This is a genomic window from Streptomyces nigra (assembly GCF_003074055.1).
Lineage (GTDB): Bacteria > Actinomycetota > Actinomycetes > Streptomycetales > Streptomycetaceae > Streptomyces > Streptomyces nigra.
Genome location: NZ_CP029043.1, coordinates 3,936,179 through 3,958,940, shown reverse-complemented (window position 1 = coordinate 3,958,940; position 22,762 = coordinate 3,936,179). Strand labels below are relative to the sequence as shown.

The window sequence follows — 22,762 nt, the reverse complement described above, 5'->3', positions numbered from 1 at the left end:
GTATGGCCGAGAATTACCCGCTCGTCGAGCAGCGGGAGTACACACGCGCCGGAAAACGCGGAGGCTTCCTGAGCCGGCGCGTGTCCCGCACCGACGACGAACTGCCCACCGTCGCCGCGCACCATGTGCGCGTCTTCCGGGTCGGCGAGGAGTACGTCGAGGACCACGGGCAGCTGCGATCCGACGACCGCACGGTGGTCGACGCCAGTTCCGTCACGGTCGTCGACCGGCGGGTCGAGAAACCCGTCGTGGTGGAGACCAGCATCCCGTCCGGCGAGGTCGGCGACTTCACCGTACGGACGACCTTCTACTGCACGGTCGTCGACGCCTGCGCGGTCGTACGCGACGGCGTCACGGACGTCGAGGCGCTGCTCCTGGGCCATCTGCGCTCGGTACCCGGGTTCACCGAGGACGGCAGCGACCGGCCCATCGTCGACTCGCTCGCCGTCCGCGACCGTATCGACGCCCGGCTCACCGCGTACCAGGAGATGCGCCCGGCCGTGCTGTCCGGGATGCGCGTCCGGCACGGGGCGGTCGAGGTCCTCACCCCCGCGGAGCTCGCCGAGGCCCTCGCGAAGGAGGAGGAGAGCCGCCGCGTTCTGGACTGGACCCGCGAGCGGGAGGAACGGGAGCAGGAGGCCAACCTGCGCCGGGCCCTGCTGGAGACCGAGCTGGAGATCCGGCGCGAGGAACTGCGCAACATGAGCGCCGTGAGCAGGGAACGCAACCGGCAGGAGGAGGAGCGGCTGCGCAACCGCTACCAGCGCGACGAGGACGCCGTCCAGCAGGAGCACGAACTCGAACGGCAGCGCGCGCGCAACCGCGCCACCCGCGCCGAACTCGTCGAGGACCTGCAGATCGTCGGCACCGACCCCAGCGCCGCCGACTTCCTGGCCATGCGCTCCGGCGACATCTCCTCCGACGACCTCGCCCAGCGGCTGGACGGCAGGCGCCGGGCCGACCACGAGGCCGCGCTGCAGCGGCTCTCCGTCGACCGGGAGGACGAGCGCTGGAAGCTCGAACGCGACGACCGCCGGTACGAGCTGACCCGCGCCGACCGCCGCGAGGACGCCATCGAGGAGCGCCGTGCGGAGCTGCGCCGCTGGGAGGCGGAGCGCGAGGACGAGCTGCGCAGCCGCCAGGAGGCACGGGCCGACGCTGAGCGGCGCCGGCGCGACGACCGCGAATGGGCCGGCGAGGTGCTCAAGGCGAAGACCGCGCTCACCAAGGAGGCGTTCGCCCGCGGTCTGTTCGACGGCGTGGCGAGCGGCCCCGGCGAGTTCATCAACGGCGTCAGCGAGGTGACCGTCAAACCGCAGTCCGACGGGGACGCGCTGCCGGGCCAGGACGAGGCCTCGGGCGAGCTGGAGGGAGCCGCGCGGACATCCGTCTCCGGCGACCGCGCCCGCCGAACGGCCGCGGCCGACCTCGACGACGACCTCGACCTCGGCGGCACCGACTCGGAGGCGAGCCTTGGCCACTGACACCCCGCTGCGCCCGTACGACAGCGCCCCACCGGACGACGACCGGGGCTCCGTACGCCCGATCCCGCCCGGCACCGGAGCGGCCGCGCGGCTGCGCCGGCTGATCGGCATCCGCGAGGAGCTCCTCGCCTGGGTGCCGGAGGAGCGCACGCGCTACACCTGGTACGGCGCGATCGTCCTCAACACGGCCCTGGTCGGCGCCCTGTCCATGTCCCTGGCGCTCGGCAGCTTCCGCTCCGACCTGCCGCTGGTGGTCGTGCTCCTGGTCGCGGCGGTCTGGTTCTGGGTCGTCCTCGTGATGGACAGCTGGCTGGTCTCCAGCACCCACGGCACCAAGGTCAAGAAGTGGTCGCTCGGTCTGCGCCTGCTGCTGTCGGTGCTGCTGGGCCTGTTCATCGCCGAGCCGATCCTGTTCCAGATCTTCGACAAGGAGATCCGCCAGGAGATCGCCGTCGGCAACGAGCAGAAGGTCGCCGACTACCGGGGCATGCTCGTCGCCTGCAACCCGACGGACGGCGCCTCCACCGCCGACCGCGCGGAGTGCCGGCGCTACCAGCTGAAGATCGCCGGGTCCCCGGCGGAGCTCTCCCAGCAGACGGAGAGCAACGCGTCCCGGGCGAAGGCGCTGGAGACGCAGGTGGCGTCGATCAACCGGACGCTCAAGGACCGGATGGCGGCCGAACAGCGGCTCTGCGGCCGGGACAACTGGATCTGGCGGGGCGGCGTCAGGGACGTCACCATCACCTGCGAACGGGCCCGCGAGGACTCCTCGTCGTACCGCGAAACCAGCAAGATCGACACGTACGAGAAGCAGCTCGCGGCCCTCAGGGCCGAGGGCCAGACCCTCGCGGAGAAGAAGAACAAGGCCGCGGAGACCTACCAGCCGCTGCTCCAGCGGGCCATCGACACCCGGACGAAGGAACGCGAGGCCGCCCTGGACACGGACGGCATCCTCACCCGGGCGCACGGCCTGAAGACGGTCGCCGGCTCCGACGGCTTCGCCTTCTTCCTGACCATCGTCCTGCACCTGCTGCTTCTGGGCTTCGACGCCCTGCCCGTCCTGGCCAAGTTCATGAGCGGCAGCACCATGTACGACAGGATCCTCGGCTCCCGCTTCGAGGCCAGCCGCCGGCTGCACGCCGAGGAACTCCAGGTACGGCACGAGTGCGCGCGGATGGAACACGACGTACAGCGCCACCGCGTCGAACTCGACGCCAACGACCGGATGCAGACCCTGGACCACCGGTACCGGACCGCCCAGGCGGAACGCGCCGTGAAGGAACGCGCCGAGCTGGACGCCCGGATGAACCGCATCCTGCGCACCCGCCACGCCTGAACGCGGACGGGGTGGTGTGCCACCGGCTTCCGGCAGCACACCACCCTGTCCGGGCGGTATGTGTCCGTCAGTCGAAGGGAACGGCGTCGGCCGCGGCCGTGTGCCAGTTGGTGACGATCGGCTTGTCGACGGAGATCGTGCCGACCTTCAGGGAGACCGGGTCGGCGTCGGAACCGTCGACGGCCACGATGATGGAGTCCAGCTCCTTGCCGTCGTTCGTGTTGGTCGTCTTCGGGTTCACACCGGCGTAGGCGGTGGTGCCGCCGGTCAGCTTGATCGGCTCACCGACGGACTGCTCCGCCGGGCCGGCCTCGGTACCGTCCGACCCGAACGCCACGGTCGGGTGGGTGCCGGGCAGGTAGCAGGTGATCCCCGGCTTCGCCTTGGCGACGACCAGGATGTATCCGCCCGCCTGCGATTCGGAACGGGTGCTCCAGGTGATGTCGTTGGCCCCGCAGCCCTGCTCGACCGGCACCCGCGTGCCGTCACCGGTGTCCACCCCGGACCCGCTGTCCTCCGCGTCGCCGGTCCCCTTGCCCTTGGCACCGCCCGCCTTCTCACTGTCCCCACCCGCCGAGCCGGACGAGGCGGCGGACGAACCCGCCGTGTTCGAGGCGGGCGCGGAGCTCTGCGCGGCACCGGTGTCCTTGGCCGCGTCCCCGTCCTCACAGGCGGTCATCAGCAGGGCCCCGCCCAGGACGGCGGCGGAGAGAAGAAAGGCCTTGCGGTGGTTGCGGAACATCGGATCCCCCTACATCACAGTGGTCAGTGGTGATTCATGACGAAGCCGCTCTCGGCTTTGCGGTCACTCGATCACTATGAGGGCCTCCGGAGCCCGAAGGCTCCCACCGCAGTCGTTCCAGGACACCGTTGTCACAGGCTGAGGACATGGTGAAGGAGGCGTGGGGGAACGCGCCCACGGCGATCGCCGAAGGTGGCACTCCCAGTGACAGTCTCCCCAGGAGTGGCGTCAGGAGGGGTCTGGCTGGGGTCGGCCGGGCGGCCGAGGGTGGGGGCATGACCACCGCTGACACCACCACGAGTTCCCCAGCCGAGCAGGCGAGTCCAGTCAGGATGACCGGCCGTCAGGTCGCCGCCCTGGTGGTGCTCCTGGCCTCGCAGTTCATGATGGCCGCCGACTTCTCCGTCCTGAACGTCGCGCTCCCCGAGGTCGGCACCGCCCTGGGGTTCTCCACCGGCAGCCTCCAGTGGATCACCACGACGTTCGCGCTGTGCGCCGCCGGCTGCACCCTGGTGTTCGGGCGCGTGGGCGACTACGTGGGGCGTCGGCGCATCTTCACCGCGGGGATGGCCGTCCTCGCCGTCTCGTCCCTCATCGGCGGCATCGCGGACTCCCCGGGGTTGCTGCTCGTCGCCCGTACCCTCCAGGGCCTGGCCACCGCCGCGGTCACGCCTGCCGCGCTCGCCCTGCTCACCACCGCCTTCACCGAGCCCACCCTGCGCACCCGTGCGCTCGGCCTGAACAGCGTGATGATGAGCTCCGGTTTCAGTGTCGGCGCGGTCCTCGGCGGTGTCCTCACCGACGTGTTCTCCTGGCGCTGGGCGTTCTTCATCAACATCCCCGTGGCCATCGCCGCCATCCTGGTCGTGCCGCTGGTCGTCGACGAGAGCAGGGCCGCGCAGCGCACCCGGATCGACCTGCCCGGTGCCGTCCTGATCACCCTCGGCCTCTTCTCCGGCATCTACGGCGTCACCCGCGTCGGCGAGGAGGGCTTCGACCTGATCGCGGGCGCCGCCCTGATCGGCGGTGCCGTGCTGCTGGCCGTGTTCTGGGCGGTGGAGAGCCGTACCGCCGACGCCCTGGTGCCGGTGCGCGTCCTGAAGAAGCCCGACATCGCGTTCGGCAACCTGGCCGCCCTGTTCATCTTCGGCGGCGAGACCGCGCTGATCTTCTTCACCGGCCTGTACGTCCAGGACGTGCTCGGCCTCTCCTCCCTCGTCGCCGGCCTGGTGCTGCTCGGCATCGGCGTGGGCCAGATCATCGCCGGCACGGTCGGCCCGCGCATCCTCCAGCGCGTCCAGCCGCGCACCCTGCTCGGTGTCTCGCTGTTCCTGCAGGGCGCGTTCATGCTGCCCGCGCTGTGGGCGACCGCGGACTCCCGCTGGCTGATCCCGCTGATCGCCACACAGTTCGTGAACGCCTTCTTCTCCATGACGGCGGCCCTGTCCTTCATGGTCATCGCCACCTCGTCCGTCGACTCCGACCTGCAGGGCATGGCGACGGGCATGGCCACGCAGAGCCAGCAGGTCGGCATCGCCATCGGCATCCCGCTGATCAGCGCCGTGTTCGCGGCCGTCATCGGCCACGGCACGGTGACCGCGGCCGAGGAACTGAACGGCATCCACACGGCCATCGGCATCGCCGGCGGCTGCCAGGTCGTGGTGGGACTGCTGCTGGGGGTGGCGTTGCGCCGCAGGACGGCCCTGTCCGGCTGAGTCACGGACAGCGGCCCCGGACGGCCAGGAGGGCGCATCCCCCGTCACCTCGCGGCACCGCACGGCCGGGAAGACGGATCCCCCGTACCGCCTTCCCGGCCGTCGCGCATCGCCGTCCCGTACCGGACTTCCTCCTCCTAGAGTCGTGAAGGTGGAGCACATCGTGAACACGGACCTCGGCAGCTACCTCCGCCAGATGCGCGAACGCGTACGGCCGGAGCAGATGGGCCTTCGATCCAGCGGCTCCCGGCGCGTCCCGGGCCTGCGCCGCGAGGAGGTGGCCGCGCTCGCGGGAGTGAGCCAGACCTACTACACACGGCTGGAGCAGTCGCAGACCGCACACGCCTCGCCCCAGGTGCTGCTGTCCATCGCCCGGGCCCTGCAACTGACCGCCGACGAGCGGGACTACCTGCTCAAGATCGGTACGCCGGTGCAGAACCCCCATGAGCCGGCGCCGAGCGGCGACCGGATCAGCCCCTGCACGAGGATGCTCGTCGAGTCCCTCGGGAACGTGGCGGTCGCCGTCCTCAACTACCGCTGCGACATCCTCAGCTGGAACGCCCTCTACCACCGGCTGTTCGCGCCGCACCTGGACTTCGACGCCCCGGAGCAGCCCGAACAGCGCCCGAACATCATCAAGATGAACTTCCTCGACGACAACGTCCGGACGCTGTACGCCGACTGGGGCGCCGAGTCGGAGGCGAACGTGACGTATCTGCGCTTCATCTCCGGCAACCACCGGCACGATCCGCGCCTGGCCGAACTGATCGGCGAACTCACCATTCGCAGCGAGGAGTTCGCTGCCCTGTGGTGCCGCCAGCGGGTGTCCAACTGTGTCGAGGGCACCAAGCTCTTCGATCATCCGGTGGTCGGCGAACTGGAGCTGATGTACCAGTCGGCGGACCTTCAGGACGGCAACATCCTGAAGTTCTACCACGCGGAACCAGATTCCCCGCATGAGGCGGCGCTGCAACTGCTGATGGTGGACGTGGACGCGGCACACCAGCCCTGAACTGCGAGAAAGACGGCACCCCGGCCCTGGTGGACCGGGGTGCCGTCGCCCTCGGCGGGCGGCGGACGCGCTCAGGACCGCCGGAGCGCCGTGACTCCCCACGGCGTCGCCTTCCTCCGGACCCGCCGGACCCGCCCGTCCGGCGGGTCCCGAGCCGTCGGGGCCGCCCGACGCGCCCGCGCCCGGCGACTCCGCCGCCCTCGGGGGCGCCGGCCGGGAGGGCCGGGAGCCGCCCGGCCGACCGGCCGACCCCTCCGGCTCGCCGTCCTCCACGGGCCCGGTGAAGCCCGCTCGTACCACAACGGCAACAGATGAGGAGCCGGACGAGGTGGGCGATGCGGTACCCAAGACGGACGCCCCGGCCGCCGAGAGCTTGCCCGCGGAGCAGTCGACGGCCGCTCACGGGAGGCGGTATCGAGGCCCCCCTCGGCCTCTCCGACCGGCGGATTCCCGCGTTCACACCGGGCGTGGGGCCGGCTCCGGTGGGCCCTCGGCATCGGCTGCCTCGGGGTGCGGATGCGCCGCCGCCGAGCGACTCGTGACGGCCCGGGTCCCCCTTGAGTCGGACCTCCGGCGTCCGCCTCAGGTCGGTTGTCCACCGCGGACTTACTCGGTATACATACTCGGTATGTCCATCCGGCACGGGCTTCTCGCCCTCCTCGAACGCGGCCCGCGCTACGGCTCACAGCTCCGTACGGAGTTCGAGTCCCGCACCGGCTCCACCTGGCCGCTCAACGTGGGTCAGGTCTACACGACGCTCAGCCGGCTCGAACGCGACGGCATGGTCGTGCAGGACGGTGAGGACGAGGCCGGCCACGCGCTCTACGCGATCACCGACAGTGGTCGCGACGAACTTCGCAGCTGGTTCGAGCACCCCGTCGACCGCACCAGCCCGGCCCGTGACGAGCTGGCCATCAAGCTGGCCATGGCCGTCGGGGCGCCAGGGGTCGACATCCGTGACGTCATCCAGTCCCAGCGCCGGCACACCGTGAAGGCCATGCAGGACTACACCCGGCTGAAGGCGCAGGCCCTCACCGCCGTGGAGAAGAACGGGGACCGGGAGCGGGACGACATCGCCTGGCTCCTCGTCCTGGAGCAGCTGATCTTCCAGACCGAGGCCGAGGCGCGCTGGCTCGACCACTGCGAGTCCCGGCTGATCCGGCTCTCGTCGACCGCCCAGGCGGTGGGGCCGGAGCCGGCCTCGCCAGGGGCGGTGGCGGGAGCGGCGGGGACGGGGGCGCGGGCGGCAGGCAGGGCAGAGAAGACCGCACGCCACCGCCCGTGACGTCCGACCTTCACGAGCGGCCGCCCTCGCCGAACAGCGCGACGGAGCAGGCCACGGCCGCGACACCTTCGTCCTGAGCGCCCGAACGACCGGACCCACGGGGCCGACCGAGTCCACCCGCTCCACCCGGCCCACTCGTAGCACTTGAAGGCTCCGAACCACCCGACCAGACCCATACCGTACGCACGGCGCTGCCAACGACCGTCCGTCGCACCGACGTCCGGCCGCTCGCCGGCGTACGCCCGAGGGGAAACCATGTCCACACCACAGCAGCAGCCCGTGCTGAGCCTGCGGAACCTGACCCGCGTGCACGGCTCCGGCGCCACCGAGGTGCACGCCCTGCGCGGCATCGACCTCGACGTCCACCCCGGTGAACTCGTCGCCGTCATGGGCCCGTCGGGCTCCGGCAAGTCCACCCTGCTCACCATCGCCGGCGGCCTCGACAACCCCACCTCCGGGCAGGTCTTCGTCGAGGGCACCGACATCACCGCCCTCGGCATCAAGGGGCTCGCAGCCCTGCGCCGCCGCAGCATCGGCTACGTCTTCCAGGACTACAACCTCATCCCGGCCCTCACCGCCGCCGAGAATGTGGCCCTGCCCCGCGAACTGGACGGCATATCGACCCGCAAGGCCCGCACCGAGGCCCTCGCCGCCCTCGCCGAGATGGACCTCGGCCAACTCGCCGACCGGTTCCCCGACGAGATGTCCGGCGGCCAGCAGCAGCGCGTGGCCATCGCCCGCGCCCTCGTCGGCGACCGCCGGCTCGTCCTCGCCGACGAGCCCACCGGCGCCCTCGACTCCGAGACCGGCGAGTCCGTGCTGGGCTTGCTGCGCTCCCGCTGCGACGCCGGAGCCGCCGGCGTCATGGTCACCCACGAGCCGCGGTTCGCCGCCTGGGCCGACCGGGTCGTCTTCCTGCGGGACGGCGCCGTCGTCGACCAGACCCTGCGCAGCGACGCCGACTCGCTCCTGACCGGCCGGGCGGCCCAGCGGTGACGACCTGGTTCCACTCCTGGCGGGCCGCGGTCCGCATCGCCCGCCGTGACGCCTGGCGCTCCAAGGGCCGCAGCTTCCTCGTCCTCGCCATGATCGCGCTGCCGATCCTGGGCGTGAGCGCCCTGGACCTGACCGTACGCAGCGCCGAACTCACCCCCGCGCAGCGGATGGAGCGCACCCTGGGCGCCGCCGACGCCCGCTTCTCCGACGCCCGAACGGCCGGCGTGGCCATCCTGCAGGACCCCGCGGGCGAGCAGAGCACCCCGGCCGGGGACTACTCCTCACCGGGCGCATCCTGGCCCGACGGCCCGACCGATGTCACCAAGACCATCCCGGCCGGTTCGACGGTGCTGACCGACAGCAGCGGCACCGCCAAGCTGACCACCACGCACGGTCTGCTCCAGACCGAGGTCCGTGAGCTGGCCGCCGCCGATCCCGTGGCCCGGGGCATCATGCGGCTGCAGGAGGGCCGCTTCCCCGAGAAGAACGACGAGATCGCCGCGACCACCCGGTTCCTGGAGAGCAGCGGGCTGTCCGTCGGCTCCACCCTCACCGCCCGCGGCTTCGACCGCACCTATGTGATCAGCGGCTCGTACGAGCTGCCCAGCGACCTCACGGCACAGCAGGTCAACGCCCTGCCGGGGGCCTTCCTCGCGCCGTACGCCAAGGCGGTCGAGAAGGCCGGGCTGCCGAAGCCCGACATCTCCACCACCTACCTGGTGAAGAAGGCCGGTGGTTTCACGTGGAACACGGTCCAGGGGATCAACGCCAAGGGTGTCCTGGTCGCCTCGCGCGTCGTGGCACTCGACCCGCCCGCCGACTCCGAGGTGCCGCTCTACCAGAGAAAAGACTGGGCCAACTACAACAGCGGGGGTACCGACGCCGCCGCGCTCGCCGCCGTGGGCACGGTCGTCGGCTTGGCGATGCTGGAGATCTGCCTGCTCGCCGGTCCCGCCTTCGCCGTCGGCGCCCGTCGTTCCCGCCGCCAGCTCGGCCTGGTCGGCGCCAACGGCGGTGCCCGCAGCCATGTCCGGGCCATCGTGCTGAGCGGCGGCCTGGTCATCGGCGTCGCGGCGGCCCTGGTCGGCATCGTCCTCGCCCTGGTCCTGACCTTCGCCCTCCGTCCGCTCCTCGAGGACTACATGGGGCAGCGGTTCGGCGGCTTCACCGTCAGGCCGCTGGAACTGCTCGCCATCGCCGCGCTCGCCGTCCTCACCGGCCTGCTCTCCGCGGTCATCCCGGCCGTCACCGCCTCCCGGCAGACCGTCCTGGCCTCCCTCACCGGCCGTCGCGGCGTGCGCCGCAGCAACCGCGTGCTGCCGCTGATCGGCTTCGGCGCCGTCCTGCTCGGCGCGACCATCGGCCTGTACGGCTCGGTCGTCTCCGACCAGTTCGTCCTGGTCGCGGGTGGCTCGGCCATCGCCGAGCTGGGTGTGGTCGCCATGACGCCCGCCCTGGTCGGCCTGTTCGGCCGGGCCGGCCGCTGGCTGCCGCTCTCGCCGCGCCTCGCCCTGCGGGACGCCGTCCGCAACCGGGGCCGTACGGCACCCGCTGTCGCCGCCGTCCTGGCCGCCGTCGCGGGCACCGTCGCCGTCTCGACGTACGCCGCGAGCCGCGACGCCCAGAGTCTGGCCGAGTATCAGGCCAGCCTGCCGCACGGGGCCGTCGCCGCACTCGTCACCGAGGAGGGAGGCCGGGACGTCCCCGCGGTCCGCGACGCCGTGCAGCGGACGCTGCCCGTCGACGTCCGCGCCGACGTGTTCCGGATCGCCGTCGGCAAGCCCGGCTGCGCCCCGTACGGCGAGGGCGAGGGCTGTGGCCGCTTCGACGTCGTCATCCCGCCGGCCAACGAGTGCCCGCTGTGGGCCGTCTCCCCCGACGGCTCCGACCCGGCGGAGAAGTACACCAAGGAGCAGCGGCGCGCCCTCGCCAAGGACTGGCGCTGCCTCTCGCACGCCGGCAACGGCATCTACGTCGAGGAGGGGCTCCTCGTCGCCGACGCCCCGCTCCTGAAGGTCCTCGGCATCGACGACCCGGGTGCTGCCAAGGCCCTCGCCGACGGAAAGCTCCTCAGCTTCCACAGGCCCCAGGTCGACAGGAACGGCACCGTCGGCATCAAGCTGATCACCGACCCGAAGGCCGCCGACCGCGCCGTCGAGCAGAACAAGCCGGTCCCGGGCGAGCTGAAGTCCTTCCCCGCCTACCAGGTGCCCGGCTCGCCCGACTCCTACGGAGTGGAGAGCGTGCTCAGTCCCGCCGCCGCCGAGGCCGCCGGACTGACCACCGTCCCCCTCGGCGCCGTCTTCAGCACCGACCGGATGCCCAGCACCGAGCAGCGGCAGAGGCTCGACGCCGAGATCGCCAAGCTCGGCAGCAACGTCGAGCTGACCGTGGAGGAGGGCTGGGTCGACGAGAACAAGCTCGTCCTGCTCGCGCTGACCGTCTTCGCCGGCCTGGTCACCATCGGTGCGGCCGGCATAGCCACCGGTCTCGCCCAGGCCGACGCGGAGGCCGATCTCAAGACGCTCGCCGCGGTCGGCGCCCCGCCCCGGGTGCGCCGCACGCTCAGCGGCTTCCAGTGCGGTGTGATCGCCGCGATGGGTGTGGTCCTCGGCTCGGCGGCCGGTCTCCTGCCCGCGGTCGGACTGCGGCTCACCGAGGAGCGTGAGCGGATGCGCTCCTACCAGGAGGCTCTCGACCAGGGGTGGGGCGGCGTCGGTGACGCCCCGCCGTACGTGCCGATCGTCGTCCCCTGGGAGACACTCGCCGCCCTCCTGGTGGCCGTGCCCCTCGGCGCCGCCCTGCTGGCCGCACTGGTGACCCGCTCGCGCGGGGCGCTGGCCCGCCGCGCCGCGCACTGAGCCTCCGTCGCCGGACCGGGCCCCTGGACGAGGGTGGATCACGATCACCCTCGTCCAGGGGCACACCGTGTGGGGAAGCACGCGGTCGAGGATCTGCTCCACCGCATGAGCACCGGCCACTGTGTCGTTTGTGAGCCGCGGGTGGAAAGACGGGAGCTGAGATTGCTGACGTCCGGTGGATCCGCGGGGCCGCAGAGGGCGGTGAGGTCGAGAAAATCGGCCAACTGCGCACGGGACCAGGGGATATCGACAGCCATCGCGTCCTGGTGCCCCACGCCACCGACAGTGCCTGGCCCCGACCGCGGCCTGACCTCAGGCCGCGGTCGACGCCTTGATCAGCAACTGGCCCATGGCGGCCAGGACGGACGGCTCCACCCGGTAGTAGACCCATGTGCCGCGGCGCTCGGAGGTCAGGAGACCGGCTTCCTTGAGCTTCTTCAGGTGGTGGGAGACGGTCGGCTGGGAGACGCCGACGTCGGAGATGTCGCACACGCACGCCTCGCCGCCCTCGTGCGAGGCGACCGCGGAGAACAGCCGGAGCCGTACGGGGTCGCCCAGCGCCTTGAACATACGGGCGGCGGTCTCGGCCTCCGCGGCGTCCAGGGGCCGCTCGGTCAGCGGCGGGCAGCACGGCGCCACACTCTGGCCCTCGGGTTCCAGCAGCGGCAACACCTTCGCGTTCGACATGCGTCTATGTTGACACATGTCGAACCAAGCGGGCCAGGGTCATCGACGCCCGAGGCGGGCCGACAGGTGACGGGCGACGCGGGCGGCGTCCCGGCCTACGCCGCGCAGGGAGTTCGACGACAGGGCGCGCTGCCACTCCAGCCCGACGAACGCCAGACCCGGAACCGTGAGCGCCGCGCCGCCGCGGTGCCGGGGGTGGCCGCCGGCATCGAGGGCGCCGTCGAGGTCCGCGAGGTAGGGGACGTCAGGGCGGTATCCGGTGGCCAGGATGATCGTGTCCACCTCCTCGCGGGTGCCGTCCACCCACGCCGCCTCGGCCCCGTCGAGGCTGGTGAACATCGGCTGTCGGTCCGGCCGCCCCTCCCTCACAGCGCTCCGGTAGCGGCCGTCGTCGAGGACGGGCTGAGTCGGCGGTTCGCGCAGGACGCTGCCGAGAGGCACTGCGTCCAGACCGGTGTACCGCAGCCAGAAGTGCAGGTCGCGGCCGAGGATCCGCCGGCGGGCGAACTTCACCGGTTTCCGGCTGGCGAGCGTGGCGCGTGATGTTCCGGCGAGCTCGGCGGCGATCTGCACCGCGGAGTTGCCCGCACCGACCACTACGACGCGCCGCCCGGTGAACGGCCGGGGTGTGCGGTACTCGGCGGCGTGGAGTACCTCACCAGGGAAATCGTCAAGGCCTGGAAGGGTCGGACGGTACGGGCGGCCGAACGTGCCGGAGGCGGCGACCACGGCCCGCGCCGAGAGGCTGTCGCGGTCCTCGAGCTCCAGCTCGAACCGGGCGTCGCCGGTCCGGTGAACCACGGTGACGCGGTGGCCGGTGCGGATGTCGGCGCACAGATGGGCGGCGTAGTCGGTGAGGTACGAGATGACTTCGTCGCGATGCGGGTAGCGGTCCGGATCTCCCGGGAAGATCAGGCCGGGCAGTGCGCTGTACCGGGCGGGCGAGAAGAGGGTCAGGCTGTCGTAGTAGCGCGGCCACGACCCCGCCGCCCTGTCCGACGCCTCCAGCACCACAGGTGTCACACCCTCCCGCAGCAGGGCGTGCGCCATCGCCAGGCCGGCCTGACCGCCACCGATCACCGCGACGTCGACGTGCTCCATCATCGGGCTCCATAATTCGATAGCTGTCTATGTTGACGCCCATCAATACAGGTGCCATGCTTGATCCCGCAAGACATCGACAACAATCGAAACAGGGAGTCCCTATGCTCGCCTGGATCCGGGGCGCTCTGGCCCGCTCCACCGCCCGCCACCTGGCCGGCGTCCAGTTCTGCGACAGCTGCGCAGCCGTCTGCGACGCCGCGTGCCGGGCGGATGCCCGGCGCCGCAGTACGCACCTCGCACTCACCACCCTCCGCTGACCCACCCGCGCCGCAACGACATCGAGGAACAGCCGTCATGGACAAGCTGGAAGAGCAGAACCTGCCCGTCGTGGTCATCGGAGCCGGACCGGTCGGCCTGGCCGCCGCCGCCCACCTGGTCGCACGAGGCATCGAACCGCTCGTGCTGGAGGCCGGCACCGCGGCCGGCAGCGCCGTGCGCGAGTGGAGCCATGTCCGGCTGTTCTCCACCTGGAGCGAACTCACCGACCCGGCAGCCGAGAAGCTCCTCGCCCCGACCGGGTGGGTGGAGCCGGACCCGGACTCCTGTCCCTCCGGTGGCGAGTGGGCCGACCTGTACCTGCGGCCGCTCGCCGACGTCCTCGGTGACCGCGTGCGCACCGGCGTCCGGGTGACCGGCGTGTCCCGCACCGGTCGTGACCGGGTCGTCGACGCCGACCGTGAGGCGCAGCCCTTCGTCATCCACATCGCTCACACCGACGGCCGGGAGGAGAAGCTGTTCGCCCGGGCGGTCATCGACGCCTCCGGCACCTGGGCCGGCCCCGGCCCGGCCGGCGGCAGCGGACTGCCCGCACTCGGCGAGCGCGCGGCCGCCGACCAGATCACCTACCGGGTGCCCGACCTGAAGGACCCGGCCGTACGGGCCCGGTACGCGGGCAGGCGCACCGCCGTCATCGGCTCCGGTGCCTCCGCCTTCACCGCGCTCGCCTACCTCGCCGACCTGGCCGAGGCCGACGACGGCGCCGGCACCCACGCCGTGTGGATCCTGCGCCGAGGCATCTCCGGCTCGACCTTCGGCGGCGGCACCGCCGACCAGCTCCCGGCCCGCGGCGCGCTCGGGCTCGCGGCCAAGGCCGCGGTGGACGACGGTCACGCGGACGCCGTCACCGGCTTCCGCACCGACGCGATCGAGCGCACCGGCGACGGCCGCCTGGTCCTGGTCGCCGAGGACGGCCGCCGCCTGGAACCGGTGGACGAGGTGATCGCGCTGACCGGGTTCCGGCCGGACCTGTCGTTCCTGTCGGAGATCCGGCTCGGCCTGGACGAACGGCTCCAGGCCCCCACCGCGCTGGCCCCGCTGATCGACCCCAACCAGCACTCCTGCGGCACCGTCTACCCGCACGGCCACCGCGAACTCGCCCACCCGGAACAGGACTTCCACCTCGTCGGCATGAAGTCCTACGGCCGCGCCCCGACGTTCCTGGCGATGACCGGATACGAGCAGGTCCGCTCCGTCGTGGCCGCCATCGCCGGGGACACCGACTCCGCCGACCGCGTCGAACTCACCCTCCCCGAAACCGGGGTGTGCGGCGGAGCAGGGCTCTTCGACGCCCCCGAGGCGGACCGTGGCGACGACGGCTGCTGCGCCCCGACGCCGCAACTGGTCCAGCTCGGCGCGAAGGCGCCTGCCGAGGAGGCCTCCGCGGGCGGCTGCTGCGGCTCGTGACCACTCTCCACACCCGCAACGACGGGGCCGCGACCGGAACAGGGGACCGGTCGCGGCCCCGCGCGGTCATGACCGCCGGATCGGTGCTCGGAACCACCAGCCTCGTCGTCATCGCCGCCGCCCCGAACGAGGACCGGCAACGGGAGGTCGCCGCCGGGCTGGACGACCTCTACGCGCCGAGCGTGCGCAACACCACCCCGACGACCGGGCGCACCACAGGGAGGAACCGTCGGCGGACTCATGGTGCGGTGGTGGTGCGGCGCCCGCTCACCGGCCTGGACAACAAAGAAACCCCCGGGTCACTGACCTGGGGGTTTCGCATGGAGCGGGTGACGAGAATCGAACTCGCGCTCTCAGCTTGGGAAGCTGATGTTCTACCATTAAACTACACCCGCGTAAGACGCCCGATCCGGGGTAACCGGAGGGGGTGTCCGATCGCCTCGTCACTGTACCTCATCTCCGGGCCCGGGCGCTGTCGCGTCGGGGCCTGAGTGGTTTTCAGGGGGGCGTTTTCAGGGGGTGGACGCGACTGCGGGGCGCCGGAGTTGGGGCGTACCGTGGAGGGGTGGAAGAGGGTCCGGGCGGGGTCGGAGTGCCGCCTGGAGAGCCGTCCCTTTGATCCCGTAATGTGGCCTATCGTCGTCCGGCAGGCAGCAGCCGGGCGCGGCTCTTGGGGAAGGGACTTCAGGACTTGATGGAGCGCACCGTCGTCCAGTGTGCCGAAGGGCACGTGTTCAGCACCGCCTCGTTCCCGATGCAGCAGGCCGAGCGGCTCGGCCCCGGCCGGCTCGTGCGATGTCCCCGCTGTGCCCGGCTCCGCAGCGCGGTGCCGGTGCAGGTGGAGAAGCGGTAGCCGGCGGCACGGACAGGCACGGCGTGGGGCGCGCGGACGGTGCGGTTGTGGCCGGTACGCGCGCCTTGCGTATCCTCGGGGCGTGCTTCTCTCAGACAAGGACATCCGGGCCGAGATCGACGCCGGGCGGGTCCGGATCGATCCCTACGACCACTCCATGGTGCAGCCGTCCAGCATCGACGTACGGCTGGACCGGTACTTCCGGGTGTTCGAGAACCACCGGTACCCGCACATCGACCCCTCGATCGAGCAGGCGGATCTGACGCGGCTCGTCGAGCCCGAGGGCGACGAGCCGTTCATCCTCCACCCCGGGGAGTTCGTGCTCGCGTCGACGTACGAGGTCATCACCCTCCCCGATGATCTTGCTTCCCGGCTCGAGGGCAAGTCCTCGCTCGGGCGGCTCGGGCTCGTCACGCACTCGACCGCCGGGTTCATCGACCCGGGCTTCAGCGGGCACGTCACCCTCGAGCTGTCGAACCTCGCCACGCTGCCGATCAAGCTGTGGCCGGGCATGAAGATCGGGCAGCTGTGCATGTTCCGGCTGACCTCGCCCGCCGAGTTCCCCTACGGCAGCGAGCGGTACGGGTCGCGGTACCAGGGGCAGCGCGGGCCGACCGCGTCCCGGTCCTTCCAGAACTTCCATCGGACCCAGGTGTGAGGACGGCATGAGCGACGCCCCCGTGCGGGAGAACCTGACCTACGAGGCCTTCGGCAGCGCCGTCCGTGAGCTGGCGCAGACCATCGCCGACGACGGCTACCAGCCGGACATCGTGCTGAGCATCGCCCGGGGCGGCGTCTTCGTGGCCGGGGGGCTCGCCTACGCGCTCGACTGCAAGAACCTGCACCTGGTGAACGTCGAGTTCTACACCGGCGTCGGCACCACGCTGGAGATGCCGGTCATGCTGGCGCCCGTCCCGAACGCGATCGACTTCACCGACAAGAAGGTGCTGATCGCCGACGACGTCGCCGACACCGGCAAGACGCTCAAGCTCGTCCACGACTTCTGCGTCGAGCACGTCGCCGAGGTCCGCTCCGCCGTGATCTACGAGAAGTCCCACTCCCTCGTGAAGTGCGAGTACGTCTGGAAGCGCACGGACGACTGGATCAACTTCCCGTGGAGCGTTTTGCCTCCAGTACATAAGTCGGGCGAGGCGGCAAAGGCGAACAGGGAGGCGCTCTAGGTCCCTTGAAGATCGGCACTGGTTCGGGCGCACCCGTGGTTGTCAGTGCCGACCGATATGCTTCTGCCGTGCACTTCCGGTCCATCCTGAGCTTCGGCCCTAAGAGCCGAGGGCCCCACCAGTTATGGGGGGTTGGCGTCACCGGATTGGAAATGCACATGGCAGATCTGCGGAAGCCGGACGATCGCGAAGAGCACCAGCGAGACCCGAGGCGATGGCTCGTAAAGGCTGAGGTCTTGGTCGCGTTGCTCACCGCGATTGCGGCGGTCGCAGGCTGTGTGGAGCAGCTGGCGCGATAGGGCGTCGACGTAAGTGGTGAGCCGGACGACGGTAGGGCAGCAAAGCGGGCCCGGCCGTTAGCTAGTCGGCCGGACCCGCTTAACGACTCCACGCGGGGGCCCGGACCCTGGCTGCAACCAGGGCCGGGCTCTTTCGCGTAGAGCCAGCCATGGAAGCTGAGCCCGTTTGCCGTGCTCAGCGGCTAGGTATGCACGTGTGCATGCGTGCACATCCCGACTATAGCTCCACGGCCTAGGCCGTTCCTATCTGGGGAAGACCACGCCTTGGCGGTCCTCCGTTCGGTGATTACTCCGCTCCCTCGCCTCAGCCCCCACTTTCCCCAGCTCCCATCCCGTCCGCCGTCGACCCACACACCGTGGAGCGGGCGTGGTTCAGGGCGTCCAGGTGGAGCGCGCCACTGTACGAACGACCTGGACGCCCTGGGCCGCGTCTGCTCGGCTCTGCCTGGGTCGGCGGTGGACGGGATAGGAGTTCCCCGCGCACGCCACTACGCGCCCGCGGCCGGGAACGGCGCCCCCTCCATCCCGGTGCCGGCCGATCCCCCGCCGGAGGCATCGTCTTGACCTTGGGCCGCTCTCTGCGGTGATCGCCTCATGGCATCCGGCCCTATCCACTCGTGGGCGCGCGTCGGCGCAGCGCGGGGCGGAGCGGGCCGAAGGCAGGAGCGTCGCCCGGAGCGGAGCCGGGAAGCGCGCCCGGCGGAGCGGAGCGCAGCCGGGGCTTGATGAGGTAGAGAAACCTGTAACAGCTCTGGTCAGGCGGTCGGGGAGACGTAGCACACGGCTGGGATGGCATCGCCGTTGCCGAAGTGATGAATGGTCTCGCCGATCTTCCGCCAGCCAAGCCGTTCGTAGAGGCGGATAGCGGATGCGTCCTTGACCATGACATCGAGGACTAGGCGAAGCCCCTGGGTGCGCGCATAGGACACAGCGGCTTCCATGAGGCGTTGGCCGGCTGCTTGCTTCCTGGCTGACTGCACCACGAACAACCGTGCCAGCACGCCTACGTGGTCCGCGTCGTCGTTGCTCTGCTTGACCCAAAGGTCTACGGCGGCTTCCCCCTGCGGCTTCATCACCGCCACGTGACCCACGATCCTGCCGCCACTCTCTGCGACCCATGCGGCCAGGACATCCTCGGATTTGATCCAAGCTTCCGGGTCGTCGACACCTTCCACCGGATAACCGTCCGTGTCGTGGACCTCGACCAGCGCCGCCGCGGCGCCGGCCAGATCGTCATCGGTGAACGGGCGGGTGATCACGGATTCCAAGGTCAGTCCTCCTGCTCGACGGGCAGTTCATAGAGCAAGCCGGTTTGGTCGGCTCTATGGACGTACCGCGACACCTCGAAGGGAATGCCGTCTTGATCGAGACTGGTGTGTAGGACTTCAAGCACTGGCACCCCGGGCAACAGTTGCAAGACTGCGGCCTCTTCCGGGGTCGGCATTCGAGCGCTGATCTCGTCACGGACGCGCGTCATGACGTGCCCAAGGTCCTGGAGCCGTCCGTAGATGCCGTCCTTGCCGGTCTTGGCCTGCATGAGAAGCGTTCCCTGGGCCTCATCCCATCGAAGGTACGTCGAAACGATCTGTACCGGCTCGTCGTCGGCGAAGTAGTGGTTCTCCCGGTGGACGACACTCTCATCGTCCGCTGGCACACGCAGACGCTCGGCTACGTCCGCCGGCGGCTTCTCTCGCGTGATCGACGGAACCTCGATCCTCGCCACCTTGCCCTGCCGCTTCGCCTCCAGGCGGAACGGGGTCAGTCCCGTCTCCCGGTTCTTGAGCGAGTAGCGATCGCTGCCGAAGCGGAAGAGACGTTGTGGAGTCCGGACGAACACTCCGCTGCCCTGCTTGGCGGTGACGAGTCCCTGTTCGGCGAGGATGCGCACCGCTTCACGTGCGGTGTTGCGCGCCGACCCGTACTGCTCGGCGAGCTTTCGTTCAGACGGCAACTTGTCGCCGCTCCGGAGTTCTCCGGTCTCGATCTGGCGGCGTAGGTCTTCGGCGATGCGCCTGCTCGGTAGCTGTTCAGCCGAGGCGCCGGACGGGGTCATGCGGACCACTCTAGCAACTGGCTCAAGCCAGATGCTTGACCCGCATTGGCCGCTCATGCTCAACTGGCTTAAGCCAGCAGGTGGCTCAAGCCAGTTGGGCGCACAACACTCGTGCGCCCTCGACTGAGGGAGTGACGCATGCCGTCGTTCAAGATCGACCTTTCGACCGCCGTGGTGTTCGTGGCGACCGCGCCCGAGCCGAAGATGGCCAACAAGAAGACCGGTGAGCGGGCCGTGGACCGGGACACCGGTGCGGGCCTGTCCACCGTGGGCCTGCTCGTGTCGGACGAGGGGGAGGGCAACCTCTACCAGGTCACCATCCCGGAGACGGGCTACCCCGAGGGTCTGGCCCCGGGCATGCCGGTGCGGGTGGTCGGCCTCAAGGCCCGTGACTGGGAGAACGAGTTCAACGGCCAGAAGCGGCACGGGATCTCGTTCCGCGCCGTCGCGATCACGGCGGCGGCTTGATCATGAGTGACCTGACCCTGTTACTGGAGGCCACGGGCGCCTTAGCGGGCGCCGGCGGTCTCGGCTACGCGAAGCACCGGGCGCCGCGCGTGTACTGGTCGACGGTGGGCCTGCCGCTCACCTGGGGCCGGTTCACCTTGTCCTACCGGTCCACGATGGAGGTGTGCGGGCTCACCGTGCAGCCGACCGGTCTGCGGGCGCTCATGACCCGCAACCTGTCTCGTCGTGAGGTGCGGCCGGTGCCGCCGAAGGTCCGCCGAGTCCGCCCCACCTCCACCGGGCTGCGCATCATGCTTCGGCTTCCGGCCGGCCTGGAGCCCGCCGACGTGGCCACCTCTTCGGAACGGCTGCGCCACGCCTTCGGTGTCCAGTCGATCACCGTGGCCGAGACCAAGCCCGGCTATGTCGAACTGCGGATGACGGGCTACGACGTACTACGCCGCGTCCGTCTCCCCCGCTCCGCACAGCCCCGCGGGCTCGTGGTCCCGGTGGCTCTGCGCGAGGACGGCACGGTCTTCGAGCGGGATTACCGCGCGATTCCGATGGCACTGACCCTGGGAGCGAATCAGTCCGGAAAGTCCGTGTACCAGCGGAACTTGGTCAAGGGTCTGGCGAAACTCCCGGTGGGTCTGGTCGGCATCGACTGCAAGCGCGGTGTCGAGCACAGCCGCTACGCGCCTCGCCTGTCGGCCCTGGCCACGGACCCGGACATGGCCGGGCGGCTGATAGACGCGCTGGTCCTGGAGATGAGTGAACGCTTCGATCTCCTCGCCCTGCACGGTGTCTCGGACATGTGGGACCTGCCTGCGAAGCTGCGGCCGGTGCCGCTGGTTGTCCTGATCGACGAGGTGGCAGAGCTGTTCTTCGTCACCTCGAAGAAGGACGAAGCGGCCCGCGACCGGACGGTCATGCAACTGGTCCGGCTCGGTCAGATGGCCCGCGCGGTCGGCATCTACCTGGAGGTCTGCGGGCAGCGCTTCGGCTCCGACCTCGGCAGGGGCGCCACCGCCCTGCGCGCCCAGCTCACCGGCCGTGTGGTCCACCGCGTCAACGACAAACAGACCGCCGAAATGGGCCTGGGCGACATCGCCCCGGACGCGGTAATGGCGGCGACCTCGATCCGCGCCGACCGCCCTGGCGTCGCGGTGGCCGGCGACACCTCTGGTGGGTGGTCCCGCATCCGAACCCCGGAAACCACGCCGGCCGAAGCGGCGGCCGTGTGCCGGGAGTTCGCGCACCTCACCCCGGAGCTGCCGTTCCTGGCGCCGTTCCGGCCCCCGGCCCGGCAGGTGGTGCCGCCGATGCCCACCGTCCCGCCGCTGGTCACTCCGCAGCCCTGACCTCTTGGAAGGGGGGTTCGCTCGTGGCTCCGCGCAAGACCGCCAAGCCCCAGACCACCCCGTGTTCGCCCTGCAAGGGCACGGGGGAGGTCACCCGCCCCGTCCGTGTCGGACGCAACCGCAGGACGGTCGGCCAGCAGGCCGGCCTATGCCTGAACTGCTTCGGTGCCGGCGAGGTCCCTGCCGACGCCTTACCCCCAGAGGGGAGGTGAAATGCCCGTGTTCCGCTCGATCCGCATCGACGCCGTACTCATTCAGGCCGTGATCGCCGGTGCTCTGTCCTTCGCCCACCTGCACGACCTTGCCGAAGCGGCCGGCCAAACCGGTTGGAAGGCGTGGGCCTACCCCGTCTCCGTCGACCTGCTCCTGGTCGCCGTGTGGCGCCGACTGCGCACCGAACGCTCGAAGCTCGCCTGGTTCTGGTTCCTGGTCGCGCTGGTCGCCTCCCTCGGCGCGAACATTGCCACCGCGGGACTCCTCGACCTGAACCACGTCCCGGCCTGGCTGCGCATTCTCGTCGCCGGCTGGCCCGCCCTGGCCTTCCTCGGCGGCACCCTCCTCGCCCACACGCCCACCGACCCGGCCCCCGCACCGGCTCCGGAGCGTGCGCCACGGCCAGCACCGGCCGTAGACCGCCCCACGGCGCCCGAACCAACCCCGGAACCGGCCCCGGAGATCCCGACGCCGGAGCCTGCCCCGGCACTGCCGCAAGCCCCGGCCCCGACTCCCGCGGTGCCTCCAGCGTTGATCGACCACGCCCGGAAGGTCGCCACCGAGCACCGCACACGTACCGGCTCGGACATCGACACGGCCACCCTGCGCGCTCGCCTCGGCGTCCCGGAAGACCTTGCCGGCGCGATCGTCGCCCAACTCGCCTGAAAGGAGGTGACCCGCGTGCGCCCGAACCGCTTCTACGACGTGATCCGCGTCGGCCCGGTCCGCGTGGCCTCGTTCAACAACGGCCGGGGCCAGACCCGACACACCGCCGCCTGCACCGCCCCGAAGTGCGGCTTTTCCAACGAATACGGCGACCGGTCAGCCGCAGAACTCGCCGCCCGCACCCACCGCTGCGCCTGAAAGGAGGCACGCCGTGCAGTTACCCGAAGACCAGATCCGCGCCGGTCACATCCCCGCCGACCTCTACCGGCAGCTCCCGCCCGGCACCGACGTGCGAAGCGTCGTGATCGGCCAACAGGCCCCCCGCTCCTACACGGGCCCGATCGTCCTGACGCTCGTCGTCCTCACCGGATCGGTCGCGGTGCTGCTGGTCATCGCCTTCGTCGTCCAGGTCATCGCCGGCGCCGCCGTAGCGGTCCTGTCGGCCACCGGCGGCCTCAGCTACACGATCAACCGCACCGCCAAGCGCAAGAACCTGCGCAGCAAGTAACGCCCTCCGGGGCGGCCTCAACCGCCAAGTTTCCGCCGCCCCGGACGGCTCGCCCATCCAGATCCAACGGACCCGAAAGGGAAGCCTCATCATGCCCCAGCACGCCCAGAACACGCGCGTCTGCCGCGACTGCGACGGCTTCGCCACGGTCGCCATCACCACCGGCACCCGACACGACGACGGCTCTCGCGTCACCCTCCGGATCACCTGCACCGGCTGCAACGGCACCGGCCACACGGTCCCCGCGGCCCTTGCCCGGACGGGCCGGTGACTGTC

The 22,762-nt window shown here is 70.7% G+C and carries 23 protein-coding genes and 1 tRNA gene; 18 read left to right on the top strand and 6 right to left on the bottom strand.

The window, feature by feature from the left end; translation table 11 throughout:
* The first annotated feature begins 2 nt into the window (after positions 1–2).
* Both DC008_RS18335 and DC008_RS18330 read left to right on the top strand, forming a co-directional pair.
* Entirely contained in the window at positions 3–1,484 is a 1,482-nt protein-coding gene (locus DC008_RS18335) for a hypothetical protein (RefSeq protein ID WP_108707904.1), read from the top strand.
* Positions 1,474–2,820 (top strand): DUF4407 domain-containing protein, encoded by a 1,347-nt coding sequence (locus DC008_RS18330; RefSeq protein WP_108707903.1) that lies wholly within the window; start codon positions 1,474–1,476, stop codon positions 2,818–2,820. The genes DC008_RS18335 and DC008_RS18330 overlap by 11 nt, the downstream gene beginning before the upstream one ends.
* Positions 2,821–2,887: 67 nt before the next feature.
* On the opposite strand, the gene DC008_RS18325 is transcribed toward DC008_RS18330, so the two are convergent.
* Positions 2,888–3,562, bottom strand: a complete 675-nt coding sequence (locus DC008_RS18325) for a DUF4232 domain-containing protein (protein WP_108707902.1) — start codon at positions 3,560–3,562, stop codon at positions 2,888–2,890.
* Positions 3,563–3,837: 275 nt separating this feature from the next.
* Between DC008_RS18325 and DC008_RS18320 the strand changes: the two genes are divergently transcribed.
* The 5 genes from DC008_RS18320 to DC008_RS18295 all read left to right on the top strand — a co-directional run bounded on the left by DC008_RS18320 (position 3,838) and on the right by DC008_RS18295 (position 11,431).
* On the top strand, positions 3,838–5,277 hold the full coding sequence (locus tag DC008_RS18320) for an MFS transporter (protein ID WP_244221373.1): 1,440 nt from the start codon (positions 3,838–3,840) through the stop codon (positions 5,275–5,277).
* Positions 5,278–5,428: 151 nt separating this feature from the next.
* The gene (locus DC008_RS18315; RefSeq protein WP_108710759.1) at positions 5,429–6,289 is read left to right on the top strand and encodes a helix-turn-helix transcriptional regulator; all 861 of its coding nucleotides are present in this window, start codon (positions 5,429–5,431) and stop codon (positions 6,287–6,289) included.
* Between the two features lie 628 nt (positions 6,290–6,917).
* On the top strand, positions 6,918–7,574 hold the full coding sequence (locus DC008_RS18305; RefSeq protein WP_108707900.1) for a PadR family transcriptional regulator: 657 nt from the start codon (positions 6,918–6,920) through the stop codon (positions 7,572–7,574).
* A 255-nt stretch (positions 7,575–7,829) separates the two neighbouring features.
* Positions 7,830–8,570, top strand: coding sequence for an ABC transporter ATP-binding protein (locus DC008_RS18300; protein ID WP_108707899.1), 741 nt, complete (start codon positions 7,830–7,832; stop codon positions 8,568–8,570).
* A complete protein-coding gene (locus tag DC008_RS18295) occupies positions 8,567–11,431 on the top strand; it encodes an ABC transporter permease family protein (RefSeq protein ID WP_108707898.1) in 2,865 nt (954 codons plus the stop codon). The genes DC008_RS18300 and DC008_RS18295 overlap by 4 nt, the downstream gene beginning before the upstream one ends.
* Before the next feature lie 312 nt (positions 11,432–11,743).
* On the opposite strand, the gene DC008_RS18290 is transcribed toward DC008_RS18295, so the two are convergent.
* Both DC008_RS18290 and DC008_RS18285 read right to left on the bottom strand, forming a co-directional pair.
* Positions 11,744–12,118, bottom strand: coding sequence for an ArsR/SmtB family transcription factor (locus DC008_RS18290; protein ID WP_108707897.1), 375 nt, complete (start codon positions 12,116–12,118; stop codon positions 11,744–11,746).
* 39 nt (positions 12,119–12,157) lie between these two features.
* Positions 12,158–13,219 carry a flavin-containing monooxygenase gene (locus tag DC008_RS18285; RefSeq protein ID WP_108710758.1) on the bottom strand — a complete coding sequence of 354 codons (1,062 nt, stop codon included), beginning with the start codon at positions 13,217–13,219 and terminating at the stop codon, positions 12,158–12,160.
* Positions 13,220–13,323: 104 nt separating this feature from the next.
* Between DC008_RS18285 and DC008_RS35460 the strand changes: the two genes are divergently transcribed.
* A complete protein-coding gene (locus DC008_RS35460; protein ID WP_164492329.1) occupies positions 13,324–13,479 on the top strand; it encodes a hypothetical protein in 156 nt (51 codons plus the stop codon).
* Positions 13,480–13,516: 37 nt separating this feature from the next.
* Complete coding sequence (locus DC008_RS18280; RefSeq protein ID WP_108707896.1) at positions 13,517–14,905, top strand: NAD(P)-binding domain-containing protein; 1,389 nt, start codon at positions 13,517–13,519, stop codon at positions 14,903–14,905.
* Positions 14,906–15,226: 321 nt separating this feature from the next.
* On the opposite strand, the gene DC008_RS18275 is transcribed toward DC008_RS18280, so the two are convergent.
* A tRNA-Gly gene (locus tag DC008_RS18275) sits at positions 15,227–15,300 on the bottom strand.
* 299 nt (positions 15,301–15,599) lie between these two features.
* Between DC008_RS18275 and DC008_RS35455 the strand changes: the two genes are divergently transcribed.
* The 3 genes from DC008_RS35455 to DC008_RS18265 all read left to right on the top strand — a co-directional run bounded on the left by DC008_RS35455 (position 15,600) and on the right by DC008_RS18265 (position 16,939).
* A complete protein-coding gene (locus tag DC008_RS35455; RefSeq protein WP_164492328.1) occupies positions 15,600–15,758 on the top strand; it encodes a hypothetical protein in 159 nt (52 codons plus the stop codon).
* Between the two features lie 82 nt (positions 15,759–15,840).
* On the top strand, positions 15,841–16,416 hold the full coding sequence (gene dcd / locus DC008_RS18270) for a dCTP deaminase (protein WP_055621172.1): 576 nt from the start codon (positions 15,841–15,843) through the stop codon (positions 16,414–16,416).
* Positions 16,417–16,423: 7 nt separating this feature from the next.
* The gene (locus DC008_RS18265; RefSeq protein ID WP_108707895.1) at positions 16,424–16,939 is read left to right on the top strand and encodes a phosphoribosyltransferase; all 516 of its coding nucleotides are present in this window, start codon (positions 16,424–16,426) and stop codon (positions 16,937–16,939) included.
* Positions 16,940–17,993: 1,054 nt separating this feature from the next.
* On the opposite strand, the gene DC008_RS18260 is transcribed toward DC008_RS18265, so the two are convergent.
* A complete protein-coding gene (locus DC008_RS18260; RefSeq protein WP_341867320.1) occupies positions 17,994–18,497 on the bottom strand; it encodes a GNAT family N-acetyltransferase in 504 nt (167 codons plus the stop codon).
* A gap of 11 nt (positions 18,498–18,508) precedes the next feature.
* Positions 18,509–19,291, bottom strand: a complete 783-nt coding sequence (locus tag DC008_RS18255; RefSeq protein ID WP_108707893.1) for a GntR family transcriptional regulator — start codon at positions 19,289–19,291, stop codon at positions 18,509–18,511.
* A 138-nt stretch (positions 19,292–19,429) separates the two neighbouring features.
* Between DC008_RS18255 and DC008_RS18250 the strand changes: the two genes are divergently transcribed.
* The 6 genes from DC008_RS18250 (at position 19,430) to DC008_RS18220 (ending at position 22,757) form a co-directional block, all read left to right on the top strand.
* On the top strand, positions 19,430–19,759 hold the full coding sequence (locus DC008_RS18250) for an SCO3933 family regulatory protein (RefSeq protein WP_108707892.1): 330 nt from the start codon (positions 19,430–19,432) through the stop codon (positions 19,757–19,759).
* 2 nt (positions 19,760–19,761) lie between these two features.
* Positions 19,762–21,099, top strand: a complete 1,338-nt coding sequence (locus tag DC008_RS18245) for an FtsK/SpoIIIE domain-containing protein (RefSeq protein WP_108707891.1) — start codon at positions 19,762–19,764, stop codon at positions 21,097–21,099.
* A gap of 219 nt (positions 21,100–21,318) precedes the next feature.
* Positions 21,319–21,978, top strand: a complete 660-nt coding sequence (locus DC008_RS18235; RefSeq protein ID WP_108710757.1) for a DUF2637 domain-containing protein — start codon at positions 21,319–21,321, stop codon at positions 21,976–21,978.
* A 15-nt stretch (positions 21,979–21,993) separates the two neighbouring features.
* A complete protein-coding gene (locus DC008_RS18230; RefSeq protein WP_052836926.1) occupies positions 21,994–22,176 on the top strand; it encodes a mobile element transfer protein in 183 nt (60 codons plus the stop codon).
* A gap of 13 nt (positions 22,177–22,189) precedes the next feature.
* Positions 22,190–22,486 (top strand): hypothetical protein, encoded by a 297-nt coding sequence (locus tag DC008_RS18225; protein WP_108707889.1) that lies wholly within the window; start codon positions 22,190–22,192, stop codon positions 22,484–22,486.
* A gap of 91 nt (positions 22,487–22,577) precedes the next feature.
* Entirely contained in the window at positions 22,578–22,757 is a 180-nt protein-coding gene (locus DC008_RS18220; protein ID WP_108707888.1) for a hypothetical protein, read from the top strand.
* The last annotated feature ends 5 nt before the right edge of the window (positions 22,758–22,762 follow it).